We start from the raw sequence: 13,216 nt of genomic DNA on the forward strand, positions 1-13,216 counted from the left end.
ATTCGCTAGCGGCGCCAGAACATCGGGGTCAGCAGTACGACGACCGTCAAAATTTCCAGACGTCCCATCAGCATGCCGATACATAGTAGCCACTTTGCAGCGTCGGGCAGGGAGGCGAAGTTGCCCGCAGGGCCAATGATGTCACCCAGACCGGGACCTACATTGGTAACCGCCGTGGCGGCACCGGAAAGGGCGGTTACCAAATCAAGTCCCAACGCGGAAAGGCCTAGTGCTAGTGCGGCGATGGTAATGAAGAAAAAGAACGAAAAGGCGACTACGCTGCGTGAAATGTCGCTGGTTACCGGCTGCTGATTGTAGCGAGTGGTAAATATGCCATTGGCATGGATCAAGTAGTGCAACTGATTACGCAGCATCAAGGTGGCAATCTGCAGGCGGAAGATTTTCATCCCACCGCTGGTCGAACCGCTGCAACCTCCGACAAAGGTGAGGTAGAAAAATGCCATCATCGGGAGTGCACCCCAAAGCGTATAATCGTCAGAGGCATAGCCGGTGGTGGTTACTATGGATACGACGTTAAAGGTGACGTGGGTCAACGACTCAAACCAGTTATCTCCGTGAGCAACCCGCCAGAGGCTAATAAGCAGAACCGCGGTAAGCAGCAGCTTTAACAGCCCCCGTACCTGCTGGTCTTGCCATAAGGCGCTACTTGAACCTCGTATGAAACGGATATACAGCACAAAGGGAAGCGCGCCGCTGAGCATGAAAAAGCTGGCCATCCAGAGCAGCCAAGGTTGCCCGCTATAGGCCCCAAAGGAGGCGTCTGAGTTGGCAAATCCGCCGGTGGAAAGCGATGTCATGCCATGTACGGTGGCGTCCAACAGCGTCATCCCACCGGTCCAGTAACTGCCAATCGCGACCAGGGTCAAAGCCACATAAATGGTAAGGGTTGCTTTGGCGATACCACCCGTACGCGGCATCACTTTATCCGACCAGTCGGATGATTCAGTATGGAACAGCCGCATACCGCCTACTTTCAGAAACGGCAAGATTGCGATGCCCATGACGATAATGCCGATGCCGCCCATCCACTGCATTAGCCCTCGCCACAGTTTCAGGCCATCGGAAAAGTGTTCGATGCCGACCAGGATGGTCGACCCCGTGGTGGTAATCGCCGAAACCGATTCAAAGACGGCATTGGTAAACGTCAATTGGGGGGCGCCAAGTACGAGCGGTAGGCTGGCAAAACCGCTGATGGTGACCCAGCTGGCAGCGGTCAGAATGAACATCTGCCAGGGCTTCAGCTCAAGCGTGGCCCGGAAGGTGAGTAGCCAGGTAAGTGCGGCCGCCCCCACTATGAACAGCACAGAGATACCAAAGGCGGGTGCGTCGGGGTCATGCTCGATAAGCAATATAATCAGGGGAGCCAGCATGAATAGGGCCAGTACTACCCAGAGAATCGACATGATTTTAAAGACAGGGGCCCAGTGCCGATAAACATCCCTACTGCGATGAAACAACGGTGTAAAAGGTGTCATATACCTGACTCGCCATTTAGTATTCTTAAGCATGCGCTAAGAGAACATGCCCTTCCATAAAAAGTCTGTAAAAACCAAGCCGTTTGGATAATTATTTGTGAAATGGCTCTGCTGTCACGGTTCCATTTCGCGCTTTAGCGACGCAGAGAGAATGTTATGAACTGTTGGCGGTAGATAATCCCAATTTTTGTAGTAAAATTACACAAATTATTGCGTACAATGTCTTCTTTCAGGTAGGTTTTAGGTAATCTAACTACATTAGATTGACTAACTATAAATAGGAGCAACGATGAGCCAGTCCAATGCTTCCCAAGGTGCGCCGCTGGGCGATCCAGATAATGCTATCGATTTAGCGCTGTTTGGGGCGCTGGGTGATCTTGCCATGCGCAAGCTGTTTCCTGCCTTATACCATCTTGACCGTGAAGGCTTAATGCCTGAAAGCACGCGCATCATGGGACTGGCTCGCCAAGAGCACGATGTGGCGTCGTTTCGGCAACTGGTTAACGACGCGCTGCAAAAGCGACTGAAAAGCGGCGAGCAGGACAAGCAAAGCTTGGAACGCTTTCTCGCCCGCCTGGATTACCTGCAACTCGATTTTTCCAGTGTCGACGGGTACGACGCAATCCGCCAGTGGCGAAAGGGGTCACCCCGCCCGATGGTGGTGTATCTTTCCGTTGGCGCGCGTATTTACGGTGATATTTGTCGTCACCTTCAGGCCAGCAAAAGCCTGGATGAAGAGTCCCGCGTGGTGGTTGAAAAACCGATTGGTTCCGATCTGCACTCCTCAATTGAAATTAACGACGCCATTGGCGAGGTGTTTCCCGAGTCGCGGATTTATCGCATCGACCATTATTTGGGCAAAGAGACCGTACAGAACCTGATCGCACTGCGTTTTGCCAACCCGCTATTCGGTACTCAGTGGAATCAGAACAACATCTCCCATGTGGAGATCACCGTAGCGGAAAAAGTGGGCATTGAGGGTCGCTGGGGCTACTTCGATGAAGCGGGTCAGTTGCGCGACATGGTGCAAAACCACCTGCTGCAGCTACTGTGCTTAATCGCCATGGATCCACCCTCGAACCTGGATGCCGATGCCATCCGTGACGAGAAGGTGAAAGTGCTTAAAGCACTCAAGCCCTTTGTGGGCGAAGCGCTAGATCGAGACGTGGTGCGCGGTCAGTACATCGCGGGCAACAGCGACGGTCAGTCGGTACCCGGCTATCTAGAAGAAGAGGGCGCCAATACCCAGAGCCAGACCGAAACCTTTGTCGCGATGAAAACCGAAGTGGCTAACTGGCGTTGGGCGGGCGTACCGTTTTATTTGCGCACCGGTAAACGGATGCCGGAAAAACTGTCGCAGATCGTGATTCACTTCCGCCAGCAGCCGCACTATATCTTCGACCCGGACCAGCGCAATATTGCCTCCAATAAGCTGATTATCCGCTTACAGCCGGAAGAGGGCATCGCCCTCCAGGTGTTGACCAAAGACAGTGGCCTGGATAAAGGCATGCGCCTGCGGCCTGGCCCGCTACATTTGGACTTTAACAGTGCCTTCCCGAAATCGCGCATTCCCGATGCCTACGAACGACTATTGCTGGAAGTCATGAAAGGGCAGCAGTATCTGTTCGTTCGCCGCGATGAAATCGAACACGCATGGCGCTGGTGCGACCAGCTCATTGACGGCTGGAAAAAACGTGACACGTCGCCGCGTCGTTACCCTGCAGGTTCTTGGGGACCGGTCGCCTCCATCGCTATGATTACCCAAGACGGCCGCAGCTGGTACGAGGATTATTAATATGAGCCAAGCACGCCAACAGCTCGCCGAGCAGCTTGCCGAAGCGGTGTTTCAAGCCCTGCAAGAAGATTTAAATCATCAAGAGCGCGCTCTGTTAGTCGTCTCAGGTGGCTCGACGCCGGTACCGTTTTTTAAGGCGCTGTCGGCCAAGCCACTGCCGTGGGAGCGCATTGACATTACCCTTGCCGACGAGCGGTGGGTCGGAGAGGAAAGCACCGATAGCAACGCCAAGCTGGTACGCGAACACCTGTTGCAGGGTGAAGCGACGGCTGCCCAATTTATACCGTTAACTTGTGATGCCTCGACACCGGAAGAAGGTGTCGAGGAAGTCGCTAAGCGAATGGATGCATTGGCGTGGCCTGCCAGCGTCGTAATTCTGGGCATGGGCGGCGATGGTCACACTGCCTCGCTGTTCCCTGATAGCCGTGAGCTTGACCTGGCACTTTCCACGGATGAGTTGCTGGTGGCAGTGCGCACCCCTAGCCAGCCGCAGCCACGAATTACCTTCTCAGCGGATCGCTTACATCAAGCGCGCCGTCATTTTCTACATATTACCGGCGACGATAAACGCGCCGTATTGGCCAAGGCATTGAACGGCGACGACGTACGTCAACTGCCGATACGTGTCTTTTTAACCTGCCCCCTGGCGATTTACTGGGCGCCCTAAGGTCAATCCTTTAGGCCCGCCCTTGAGAATTAACCGCCTTAGTCAATAATAATTTGCTTGGAGACTCACTCATGACTATCGATAAACAGTTACCGTCTACACGTACCGCCGAGCTTGATAGCATCTGCTTAAAAGCCGAAGTGATTCCCGTCATCACTATTGAGCGCTTGGAAGACGCTGTCCCGTTGGGTCGCGCACTGGTGGAAGGAGGATTAACCGTACTGGAAGTCACCCTACGTACCGATTGTGCTCTGGAAGCGGTTAAACGCATGCGTGAAGCGCTGCCCGGTGCCAGCATTGGCGTGGGCACGGTATTAACCCCGGCCCAGTACCGCCAAGCCGAGCAGGTCGGCGCTGATTTTGTGGTAACTCCCGGTGCTACCGATGCCCTCTATCGCTATGGCGTTGAAAGCCCTGTACCTATGCTGCCAGGCGTCTCAACCGTTTCTGAGTTGATGACTGGCTGGCAGTACGGCTACCGTCGGTTTAAGTTCTTCCCTGCGGAATCCAGCGGTGGCGCTAAAGCGATCAAAGCGTTTGGAGCGCCGATTCCTGAAGCACGCTTTTGTCCCACTGGCGGTATCACTGTTGATAACGCCGATGACTATTTATCGTTGCCCAATGTGATGTGTGTCGGCGGTTCATGGTTGACGCCTAAAGCAATGGTGGAAGCGGAAGATTGGGACGGTATCCGTGAACTCGCACGCCAATCAGCCGAGCGTTTTCATCATTAAGTAAGCTGCCGCTGCGTATCGATAGCAGCGCTGGCAGCCGCCCTGGTTTATGTTTTTAAACGTCATGTTTAAGAACTGAGCCGGGGCTTTTTTATGCGCTGATTGTGTCCACTTGGCGCTTTGAAGGAGCGACTAAGACCAAAGATGTATAACGGGGCTATATTCAGCTCGTCTAAAATGACTGAATAATATGTCTGACATTTTAATCCGCGCATACCGTAACGTGCGTGCCACTTATAAAGATGATGAGGTAAGTCAATATGCACGCGTTGACCCTGGCGTCTTTCCTGTTCTTTACAGGACTTGTCGCCTTCATTACTTGGCGCATTACGCGCCGCGATGACCACTCAAGCACCAGCGGCTACTTTCTCGCCGGTCGCACGCTAACCTTTCCGCTGATTGCTGGCTCACTATTGATGACCAACCTCTCTACCGAGCAAATGGTAGGGTTGAACGGGGCTGCCTTTGCCGATGGTTTAAGTGTAATGGCCTGGGAAGTGGTAGCGGTTATTGCGCTGGTAGCGCTGGCGCTATTTTTCCTGCCGCGATTTTTGAAAAGTGGCATTGCCACGTTACCGCAGTTACTCGAAATACGTTTCGATAAAACCACACAGCTAATCACCAATATCATTTTCTTGATTGCCTACGCGGTGATTCTGCTGCCGATTATCCTCTATTCGGGCGCCATCGGGTTGCAGGGAATGCTTGATCTTCCTGGATTAACCGGCATTGAGTCGTCCTCGACGCTGCTCTGGTTAACGGTGTGGATCGTCGGCATTATCGGCTCGGTGTATGCGCTGTTTGGCGGGCTGCGCACGGTAGCGGTGTCCGACACGCTTAACGGCGTCGGGCTGCTGATCGGTGGTTTTGTGATTGTCTACTTCGGCCTGCAGGCCGTGAGTGGCGGCACAGGTATTATGGAAGGTTGGAGCATCCTGAAAGAGAGCGACCCGGATAAGCTGAATTCGATTGGTGGCGCTGATCAGCAGGTGCCTTTTTTCACTCTGTTTACCGGCGTATTCCTGATCAACCTGTTCTACTGGAGCACTAACCAGCAGATTATCCAGCGTACTTTTGCGGCCAAAAACCTTGCTGAAGGGCAGAAGGGCGTTCTGTTGACCGGTCTCTTCAAGCTGCTGGGGCCGCTGTACCTGGTTCTGCCGGGCATCATTGCTTACCATCTTTATGCTGACCAGGGCGTACGTGCCGATGAAGCCTACGGCCATTTGGTGTTTAACGTACTGCCCCCTTACCTCACCGGTTTCTTTGCCGCAGTGATGGTGGGTGCGATTCTGTCGTCGTTTAACTCGGCGCTTAACAGCACCACCACGATTTTCAGCCTGGGCATCTATAAAGGTGTGCTGAATAAAGAAGCTACCGAAGAGCAGGTGGTTAAATCAGGCAAGGTGTTTGGCTGGATCATGGCCATCATTACCATGATCATTGCGCCGCTGCTGGCCGGCCAGGAAAGCCTGTTTGGCTACCTGCAGAAGATGAACGCGATCTACTTTATTCCAATTCTGGCGGTGGTGCTGGTAGGCCTGCTGACCAAGCGTGTTCCGCCTATGGCTGCCAAGATTGCTCTGGTGGGCGGTTGCTTATTGATTGCTGCCGGTTACTTTGTGCCACCGTTCACGCTGCTGCCGCAGGTCATGCACGAGTTCCACTTCGTGGCGCTGGTATTTGTGTTACTAGTGGCGGTGATGCTGATCATCGGCAAGCTTCGCCCGCGTGAAACGGATTGGATTCAGGAGCACAGCGGCGACGTCGACCTAACCCCCTGGAAAGGCGCCGTGCCTGCTGGCATCGTGTTGGTCGTATTAGTGATCGTTATGTATATAAGCTTTGCTGGTTAAGCTGGGATTGTCGGGAACGAGGCCGCGTCGTTGCGAGGAGCGCAGCGACGCGGCAATCTCAACTTCCGGTGGCAGATACCCCGAGATTGCTTCGCTTCGCTCGCAATGACAGTGAGTGAGCTTGCAATGACAGTGAGTGAGCTTGCAATGACAGGGAATCTACTCTAGGCGCAGCGGCGGCTCAGCTAGCCCAGCAATATCGAGTTCGACCACATAAAGCGAACCTGCCGTTGGCTCTTGGGCTAGCTGCTCAGCGCTAAATCCCTCTTGGGCCGTGGTGATATAGAGCGTTTTTAGGTCGGGACCTGCAAACGCTGAACAGGAAGGTTGGCTGACCGGCAGCTTGACACGGCCTATCACTTTTCCGTCATGATTCAGGCGCACAACTTGTCCCGCACCCCACAGTGCTAGCCAAAGACAGCCTTCGCCATCGACTACCGCGCCGTCGGGGTTACCTAGGGTAGAGGAGAAGTCCGCCCAGGGCTGCGGTTCGCCTTCTGGCCAACCTTCATTATTGAGCGCCCAGCGCATCACCACGCCCGTCACCGTATCGGTAAACCAAGCAAAACAGCCATCGGCTGAGAAGCAAATAGCGTTAGGAATCGTTAAGCCTGAGCGTAACCGTGTGAGCTCGCCACGATGTAGGCGGTAAAGGCTGCCCGCGCCTTTTTCGGCCTTCTTGCCCATGGTGGAAAGCCACAGACTGCCATGGCAATCGACACGGGCATCATTGCTACGCGTGATCGGGTTATCGGCCTCGAAATCACAAAACGCTTCTACGCTACCGTTATTGGAATCGAACCTGCATAAGCGATCTTCACCGACTAACAGCAGCCCGCCGCCTTCAAGCGGCGTGGCCAGCGAGACCATATGATCAAGCTGATAGTGGCCGCTTTCCCCGGTAGCGGGGGAGAGCCAGTGCAATCGCTTTCCGAGAATATCGCACCAATAAAGGCGCTGATTAATAGCATCCCACTGCGGGCCTTCCCCCAGTGTGCAGCGGCTATCAACCGCTAACTCGGCCTGCCACGTTGAAACACTGATGTCTGTATTCATTGTTGTTTGCTCTCCTTATTATTCTCCCGCTGACCAAGCATCAACAAGGGCTTGCGCTTGTTGCCGTACCTGAGCAGCGCTTTGGCCGGGTTTGTATAGCGCACTGCCCAGGCCTGCACCGTCAACGCCAGCGGCGCGCCACTCAGCGAAATTATCGACCCCAACGCCACCCACGGCATAGAGCAGTGTGCCTGCCGGTAGCACTGCACGTACCGCTTTCATGCCTTCTAAGCTTACCTGTACCGCGGGGAAGAGTTTAAGCCCGGTTGCGCCAGCGTCCAGCGCATCAAAGGCTTCAGAGGGCGTGACAATCCCCGGCCAACTCGCCATACCCAGCCGGTGGGTTTCTTCAATCACCGCTGGCCGACAGTTGGGCGAAACGATCAAGCGTCCCCCAGCGGCGTGAACATCGCGTACTTGAGCTGGCGTGAGCACCGTACCTGCACCAATCACTGCACGCTCGCCAAATGCGTCTACCAAGCGACGAATGCTATCTAGTGGGTTGGGTGAGTTAAGCGGCACCTCAATTTGGGTGATGCCCGCGGCTAGCACCGCTTCCGCGATATCCACGGCCTCATCAGGCGTTACACCGCGCAAAATACCAATCAGTGGCAGCGACATGGGTAATTTCTCCGTTAATAGTGAGCAGCATTAAGCCTTCAATGCATGATGAGCAAGCCGAAGGCCTGCTAGCACGGCCTCATCGCCATCCACATGCCGTGTCTGAAAACCGATTGCATTGAGGGCTAACGTATAGCGCTGACAAAGGGCTTGGTTACCGATTAGCGTGATGGGCGCTTGGCTTGACGGCTCACGGCAGGCGCCAGCGAGTTCAAGGCCGATAGCGAGCCCGGAGAGCCTGGCCGCCAGTATGGCCCCTCGCATTTTGCCGATAGGTAGTCGACCATCGAGTAAATCTTGCGCACGCAGGCCGAACAGACGGCTGCTAAAGGTTTCGGGCGCTTCATAGCTTTCGCTGACCGCTGTCACAAAGGCGTCACGACAGGCCGCATCATTCAAGTCATCACTGCCGATGGAGTGCTGCAAAACCGATTGGCGTGCCAAGAGCTGATAAAGCTCACCTGTCAGATAGGTAGTGAACTGGGTGACGGCGCCTGCTTCCAGGGTAGCCCATTTGGCGTGCGTGCCGGGCAGACAAGCGAGGCCTGAAAAGTCAGGCGTATCGGCGACCAGACCCGCCAGCTGGGTCTCTTCGCCGCGCATCACGTCAAAGTGTTTTGTCGCGCTGCGGGTTTGGCTTAAACCAGGCAGCAGATAAACGTGCAGCTGGCTGCCCGTAAGCGTTGGCGTCACCGCACCCTGGCTGAGTTGATCGAGCCGCGTTGGCACGGGCAGGTAGGCGGCTTCCAGCCAGCCCTGACGGGCGCCCGCCATCCCACAAACCATCACATCCGTCTGGCCGGAGGCAGGCAGCCAATCACCCACTAACCGTAGCAGCTCGGCTGCATACTCATCGGCTTTAAGCGATAGCATGCCCTTGTCGCTGCTGGCTTGGGCAATTACCTGGTCGTGTTGATCCAGACCCCAGGCGCGCAGGTTGCTAGAGCCCCAGTCCACGGCAATCCAGGCCAACTGATATGCTATTTCAGTCGTTTCACGCATCGCGCTTGATTCCATGGCTTACCACTCCGCAATTGAACCGTCTTCATGCGTCCAAACCGGGTTACGCCAGCGGTGCCCCACTTTGGCGCGCTCCTCAACGAACTCTTCGTTGATCTCGACGCCAAGCCCTGGGCCTTGGGGAATGGCGCAGAAACCGTCTTCAATGGCGAGCGGCGATTTATCGACCAAGTAGTCGAGAACGTCGTTGCCCTGGTTGTAGTGGATGCCCATGCTCTGCTCTTGAATAAAGGCGTTGTGGCTGACTGCATCCAGCTGTAGCGATGCGGCCAGCGTTAACGGACCGAGCGGGCAATGGGGTGCCAGGGCGACATCGTAGGCCGATGCCAGGGCGTTGATCTTTAGCCCCTCGCTGATCCCGCCGCAGTGGGAAATGTCGGGCTGAATAATGTCGATCATGCCGTCGGCCAGTAGGTCGCGGAACTGAAAGCGGGTGTGCAGCCGTTCCCCGGTGGCTAGCGGGTAACCCAGGCCACCGGCAATATCCTTCAGGCAAGGCAAGTGCTCCGGGGCGACCGGCTCTTCCACGAACATCGGGTGAAAAGGCTCCAGCTCGCGCAGCAGTGCTTTGGCCATTGGCCGATGCACACGGCCATGAAAGTCGATCCCAATGCCAACATCCGGGCCCACGGCGTTTCGCGCTTCCGCGACTCGTGCTACTGCTTCATCAATCTTGCGATGGGAGTCGACGATCTGCATCTCGGGGGTGCCGTTCATTTTGAAAGCCGTAAAGCCTTTTTCGACCAGCGCTTTGGCGCCAGCGCCCACGTCGCTTGGTCGATCGCCGCCGGTCCATGCGTACATACGCATTTTGTCGCGCACGGCACCGCCTAACAGCTGGTGAACGGGCACACCCAGGTCGCGACCTTTAAGGTCCCATAGCGCCTGGTCAATACCGGCAATCGCACTCATCAGAATAGGGCCACCGCGGTAGAATCCGGCGCGATACATGATGTTCCAGAGGTGTTCGATTCGGTGCGGGTCCTGGCCGATTAGGTAGTCGGAAAGCTCGTGCACGGCGGCTTCAACGGTTGCGGCGCGGCCTTCAATCACCGGCTCGCCCCAACCGTAGCAGCCTTCGTCAGTCTCGATTTTGAGAAACAGCCAGCGCGGAGGAACTTGCCAGGTCTTGAGCTTGGTAATTTTCATGTCCGGTCATCCTTTTGGATAGGAAATATTTAGTGAGTAATGTTAGCTAACAATGCCAAGGTCAATGGCGGTGCGGCGCAGCACTTCTCTGGCGGCGGTTTCTGCAGCGCTGGCATCGCGATGGCGAATAGCGTCAAGTACTTGACGATGGCGGGCGAGGCTGTCGTCCAAGGTGTCAGTACGGTGTTGAGAGCCATGAATCAACGCCATGATAGATGGGCGCAGTAAATGCCCCATTTGTCGCCAGACTAAATTGTGACTAGCGCGATAGGTGGCATCGTGAAAGGCAACGTCGTATTCCGCATGCTCATCGCGCGCATCAACGCTGCCTGCGGTGTTTTCCATACCCGCAAAGGCGCGCTCCAAGCGTTCGAGGTCTTCAGCTTCAGCGGCCTGGGCGGCGAGCCCGGCGACTACTGGTTCGGCAGAAAAACGAAAGGCGTAAATAGCCCGTACCAGCTGAGGGTCAAGATTGACCAGGCCGGTCATCCACTCGCTCATCAGCGGGTCAAGCAGGTGCCAGTCGCCCATTTCTCGCACCAGCGTGCCCCTACCCGCCGTACGTTCCAGTAGCCCTGCCGCGGAGAGGCTGGTTAGCGCATTGCGCACCTGATTGCGGCTCACCGCAAAGTGTTTGCTGATATCAAGCTCGCGGGGGAAGGTAGCACCCGGCTGCCAATGGCCTGTCAGCAGCGCCTGGGCGAGTAGGCGCGCTAACTGTTCAGCGCCCCCCTGGTGGGGCGGTAGAGCGTCCAGCGTCATGTTTATCTCTTATTTTTTATTGGATGAATCTTAGTCTAGTAAATGTCTGACATTTAAACAAGTCATGCCATAAGAGTCTTTAGATAGCCGGTGACGCCTTACCCAATCAAAAAAGCCCACACCGGTTTGCAACAGATGTGGGCCAGTGACTAACGACTCGTGGGGATGCCGTGGCGTAGCATCCAATTTTGAAAAGTAAGAAATGCCAACTTCAGACTGTCATTACTCCGTCATTTCTCCTCGCTAACGTATCTCAATAACCAATGGAGAACATGATGCGGAAAAAACTATTACTCACAGGTGTCGCGTGTATGACGGCTTTAGCGTCTGCTGCTCAGGCTGAGGTGCTAGGCGGATTGGCGTTTTCTGACACTACGCCCATTGCCCAAAACATGAACGCAGCAGATGAGTTCACAATTGTAGGTGATGACGACTTGATGACTATGGATGCCATCAATGCAGATGGCTCGGTAAGGGCTATTGTTGAAATACCAACGGGTACATCGGCGAAATGGGAAGTCAGTAAAGATGATCCCAAAGCGGTTTATTGGGAATATAAAGACGGTGAGCCGCGCGTGGTGAGTTATCTGGGGTATCCCGGTAATTATGGCGCTATTCCAGGCACGGCTCTGCCAAAAGAGTTGGGCGGTGATGGGGATCCGCTCGACGTGATCGTTTTGGGTCAAGCCGTTCCTCGTGGTGAAATTGTCGACGTGAACGTGATCGGTGTACTGAAAATGCTGGATGGCGGCGAGCAAGATGACAAGCTAATTGCCGTTCTCACCCAGGATTCACCTTTTGCACACATTGAAAGCATGGCGCAGTTGGATAGCGAGTACCCAGGTGTCAGTCAGATCATTGATCTATGGTTTGCCAATTACAAAGGGCCTGATGGCGGGATGGAAGGGCTTGGATTTGACGATGCAGAATCGGCAAGGGCGGTGCTAGAAGCCGCAGCTGAAAACTTCGCAGCGATGCAATAGTATTCAAATCACAGTAATTGACATGCCCAACTAACATTGGTGACCGCTCTGGCGGTCACCAAACTCGCTGATCAAACAAGCCAACCTTACTGGCCAGTGTTAAGTGTTCCGGATCGCCTCGATATCCCTATACGTTGGCAGCGCTGCGTAGGCACCTGGCCGAGTGACCGCGTGGGCACCGCAGTGGCAGGCGGTATCCACTGCGCGACGAAGAAAGTCGGCATCGTTGTGCCAGTTCTCATTGATGCCGTGGGCCGAGAGTTCCGCCAGCAGCCCGCCAATGAAAGCGTCGCCACCCGCGGTGGTATCGACTGCTTCAACCTTGGGTGGTGTGATGCGCTGGTCGATACCGACGCCTTTGAGTACGACATCGTTGGGGCCGTCGGTGATTAAGATAACTTTTACCCCTGCCGCTAGCCGCTCTGAAAGCCACGACTCCGCAGGGTGGTCGGCACGCAAGTAGTCGAGCTCTTCCTGGGAGAGCTTGAGCAGCTCAGCGCCGTCTAGCAGCTGCGTGACTAAGCTGGCATCCGCTTCGCCACCGGGCCATAAATTGTGACGCAGGTTGGCGTCTACGCTGACCAGGCAACCTGCCCGTTTGGCCATGGTGGCCATTGCCAAGGTGACATCGGCAATCTCAGGGTCAGTCAGGCTGTTGCTACACAGGTGTAAAATAGCGGGGTTCTCAAAGACACCGTGGGGTAGGTGCTCAAGACGATAAAGCAGATCAGCCGCGGGTGGGCGATAAAAATCAAAAGTGCGCTCGCCCACGTCATCCCGGGAAACAAACGCCAGCGCTGTGCGGGCTTCTCGGGTAAATACCACGCCGCTGGTGTCGACGCCGTGACTGTTGAGTTCGCGCACGATGAAGTGCCCAAACGTATCGTCGCCCACCATGCCTAGAAACTGGCTGGGTACGCCTAAACGAGCGCAGGCGACCGCCACATTAGCGGGAGCACCACCGGCGTAGGGCGTAAAGGTTTCCTGTGCATCCGTTGCCGCCCCTAGACGGCTGGAGAGCATATCCACCAGTGCTTCCCCAAAGGCGATGATTGGCGTCATCAGTGGCTCCTTAGT

General features: G+C 55.3%; 12 protein-coding genes. 5 read left to right on the plus strand and 7 right to left on the minus strand.

Annotation, left to right across the window (positions count from 1 at the left end):
* Window positions 1-5 precede the first annotated feature (5 nt).
* Window positions 6-1,496 (minus strand): TrkH family potassium uptake protein, encoded by a 1,491-nt coding sequence (locus tag V8L70_RS08145; protein ID WP_008956982.1) that lies wholly within the window; start codon window positions 1,494-1,496, stop codon window positions 6-8.
* 289 nt (window positions 1,497-1,785) lie between these two features.
* On the opposite strand from V8L70_RS08145, the gene zwf reads away from it, so the two are divergent.
* The 4 genes from zwf to V8L70_RS08165 all read left to right on the plus strand — a co-directional run bounded on the left by zwf (window position 1,786) and on the right by V8L70_RS08165 (window position 6,548).
* Entirely contained in the window at window positions 1,786-3,291 is a 1,506-nt protein-coding gene (gene zwf, locus V8L70_RS08150; protein WP_101145026.1) for a glucose-6-phosphate dehydrogenase, read from the plus strand.
* Between the two features lies 1 nt (window position 3,292).
* Window positions 3,293-3,958 carry a 6-phosphogluconolactonase gene (pgl, locus tag V8L70_RS08155; protein ID WP_101145025.1) on the plus strand — a complete coding sequence of 222 codons (666 nt, stop codon included), beginning with the start codon at window positions 3,293-3,295 and terminating at the stop codon, window positions 3,956-3,958.
* A gap of 71 nt (window positions 3,959-4,029) precedes the next feature.
* Window positions 4,030-4,692 carry a bifunctional 4-hydroxy-2-oxoglutarate aldolase/2-dehydro-3-deoxy-phosphogluconate aldolase gene (locus V8L70_RS08160; protein ID WP_008956979.1) on the plus strand — a complete coding sequence of 221 codons (663 nt, stop codon included), beginning with the start codon at window positions 4,030-4,032 and terminating at the stop codon, window positions 4,690-4,692.
* Window positions 4,693-4,952: 260 nt separating this feature from the next.
* Entirely contained in the window at window positions 4,953-6,548 is a 1,596-nt protein-coding gene (locus V8L70_RS08165) for a solute:sodium symporter family transporter (RefSeq protein ID WP_008956978.1), read from the plus strand.
* 159 nt (window positions 6,549-6,707) lie between these two features.
* Here the strand turns inward: V8L70_RS08165 and V8L70_RS08170 are convergent, their stop codons facing one another.
* The 5 genes from V8L70_RS08170 to V8L70_RS08190 are packed head-to-tail and all read right to left on the minus strand — an operon-like array spanning window position 6,708 to window position 11,156.
* Complete coding sequence (locus tag V8L70_RS08170; RefSeq protein WP_101145024.1) at window positions 6,708-7,604, minus strand: SMP-30/gluconolactonase/LRE family protein; 897 nt, start codon at window positions 7,602-7,604, stop codon at window positions 6,708-6,710.
* A gap of 18 nt (window positions 7,605-7,622) precedes the next feature.
* Window positions 7,623-8,225 carry a 2-dehydro-3-deoxy-6-phosphogalactonate aldolase gene (locus V8L70_RS08175; protein ID WP_101145023.1) on the minus strand — a complete coding sequence of 201 codons (603 nt, stop codon included), beginning with the start codon at window positions 8,223-8,225 and terminating at the stop codon, window positions 7,623-7,625.
* A 30-nt stretch (window positions 8,226-8,255) separates the two neighbouring features.
* Complete coding sequence (locus V8L70_RS08180) at window positions 8,256-9,242, minus strand: 2-dehydro-3-deoxygalactonokinase (protein WP_101145022.1); 987 nt, start codon at window positions 9,240-9,242, stop codon at window positions 8,256-8,258.
* 3 nt (window positions 9,243-9,245) lie between these two features.
* Window positions 9,246-10,394 carry a galactonate dehydratase gene (gene dgoD, locus V8L70_RS08185; RefSeq protein ID WP_101145021.1) on the minus strand — a complete coding sequence of 383 codons (1,149 nt, stop codon included), beginning with the start codon at window positions 10,392-10,394 and terminating at the stop codon, window positions 9,246-9,248.
* Window positions 10,395-10,436: 42 nt separating this feature from the next.
* Window positions 10,437-11,156, minus strand: a complete 720-nt coding sequence (locus V8L70_RS08190; RefSeq protein ID WP_008956973.1) for a FadR/GntR family transcriptional regulator — start codon at window positions 11,154-11,156, stop codon at window positions 10,437-10,439.
* Window positions 11,157-11,467: 311 nt separating this feature from the next.
* Between V8L70_RS08190 and V8L70_RS08195 the strand changes: the two genes are divergently transcribed.
* Complete coding sequence (locus tag V8L70_RS08195; protein WP_232774458.1) at window positions 11,468-12,139, plus strand: inorganic diphosphatase; 672 nt, start codon at window positions 11,468-11,470, stop codon at window positions 12,137-12,139.
* A 99-nt stretch (window positions 12,140-12,238) separates the two neighbouring features.
* On the opposite strand, the gene V8L70_RS08200 is transcribed toward V8L70_RS08195, so the two are convergent.
* Window positions 12,239-13,201, minus strand: coding sequence for a carbohydrate kinase family protein (locus tag V8L70_RS08200; protein WP_101145019.1), 963 nt, complete (start codon window positions 13,199-13,201; stop codon window positions 12,239-12,241).
* Between the last annotated feature and the right edge of the window lie 15 nt (window positions 13,202-13,216).

This window comes from Vreelandella arctica (genome assembly GCF_037070215.1).
GTDB classification, from domain to species: domain Bacteria; phylum Pseudomonadota; class Gammaproteobacteria; order Pseudomonadales; family Halomonadaceae; genus Vreelandella; species Vreelandella arctica.

Bases quoted from the DNA above. Each gene is read 5' to 3' on its own strand.
- V8L70_RS08145 (WP_008956982.1), bottom strand. From the start codon at position 1,496: ATGACACCTTTTACACCGTTGTTTCATCGCAGTAGGGATGTTTATCGG.
- zwf (WP_101145026.1), top strand. From the start codon at position 1,786: ATGAGCCAGTCCAATGCTTCCCAAGGTGCGCCGCTGGGCGATCCAGAT.
- pgl (WP_101145025.1), top strand. From the start codon at position 3,293: ATGAGCCAAGCACGCCAACAGCTCGCCGAGCAGCTTGCCGAAGCGGTG.
- V8L70_RS08160 (WP_008956979.1), top strand. From the start codon at position 4,030: ATGACTATCGATAAACAGTTACCGTCTACACGTACCGCCGAGCTTGAT.
- V8L70_RS08165 (WP_008956978.1), top strand. From the start codon at position 4,953: ATGCACGCGTTGACCCTGGCGTCTTTCCTGTTCTTTACAGGACTTGTC.
- V8L70_RS08170 (WP_101145024.1), bottom strand. From the start codon at position 7,604: ATGAATACAGACATCAGTGTTTCAACGTGGCAGGCCGAGTTAGCGGTT.
- V8L70_RS08175 (WP_101145023.1), bottom strand. From the start codon at position 8,225: ATGTCGCTGCCACTGATTGGTATTTTGCGCGGTGTAACGCCTGATGAG.
- V8L70_RS08180 (WP_101145022.1), bottom strand. From the start codon at position 9,242: ATGGAATCAAGCGCGATGCGTGAAACGACTGAAATAGCATATCAGTTG.
- dgoD (WP_101145021.1), bottom strand. From the start codon at position 10,394: ATGAAAATTACCAAGCTCAAGACCTGGCAAGTTCCTCCGCGCTGGCTG.
- V8L70_RS08190 (WP_008956973.1), bottom strand. From the start codon at position 11,156: ATGACGCTGGACGCTCTACCGCCCCACCAGGGGGGCGCTGAACAGTTA.
- V8L70_RS08195 (WP_232774458.1), top strand. From the start codon at position 11,468: ATGACGGCTTTAGCGTCTGCTGCTCAGGCTGAGGTGCTAGGCGGATTG.
- V8L70_RS08200 (WP_101145019.1), bottom strand. From the start codon at position 13,201: ATGACGCCAATCATCGCCTTTGGGGAAGCACTGGTGGATATGCTCTCC.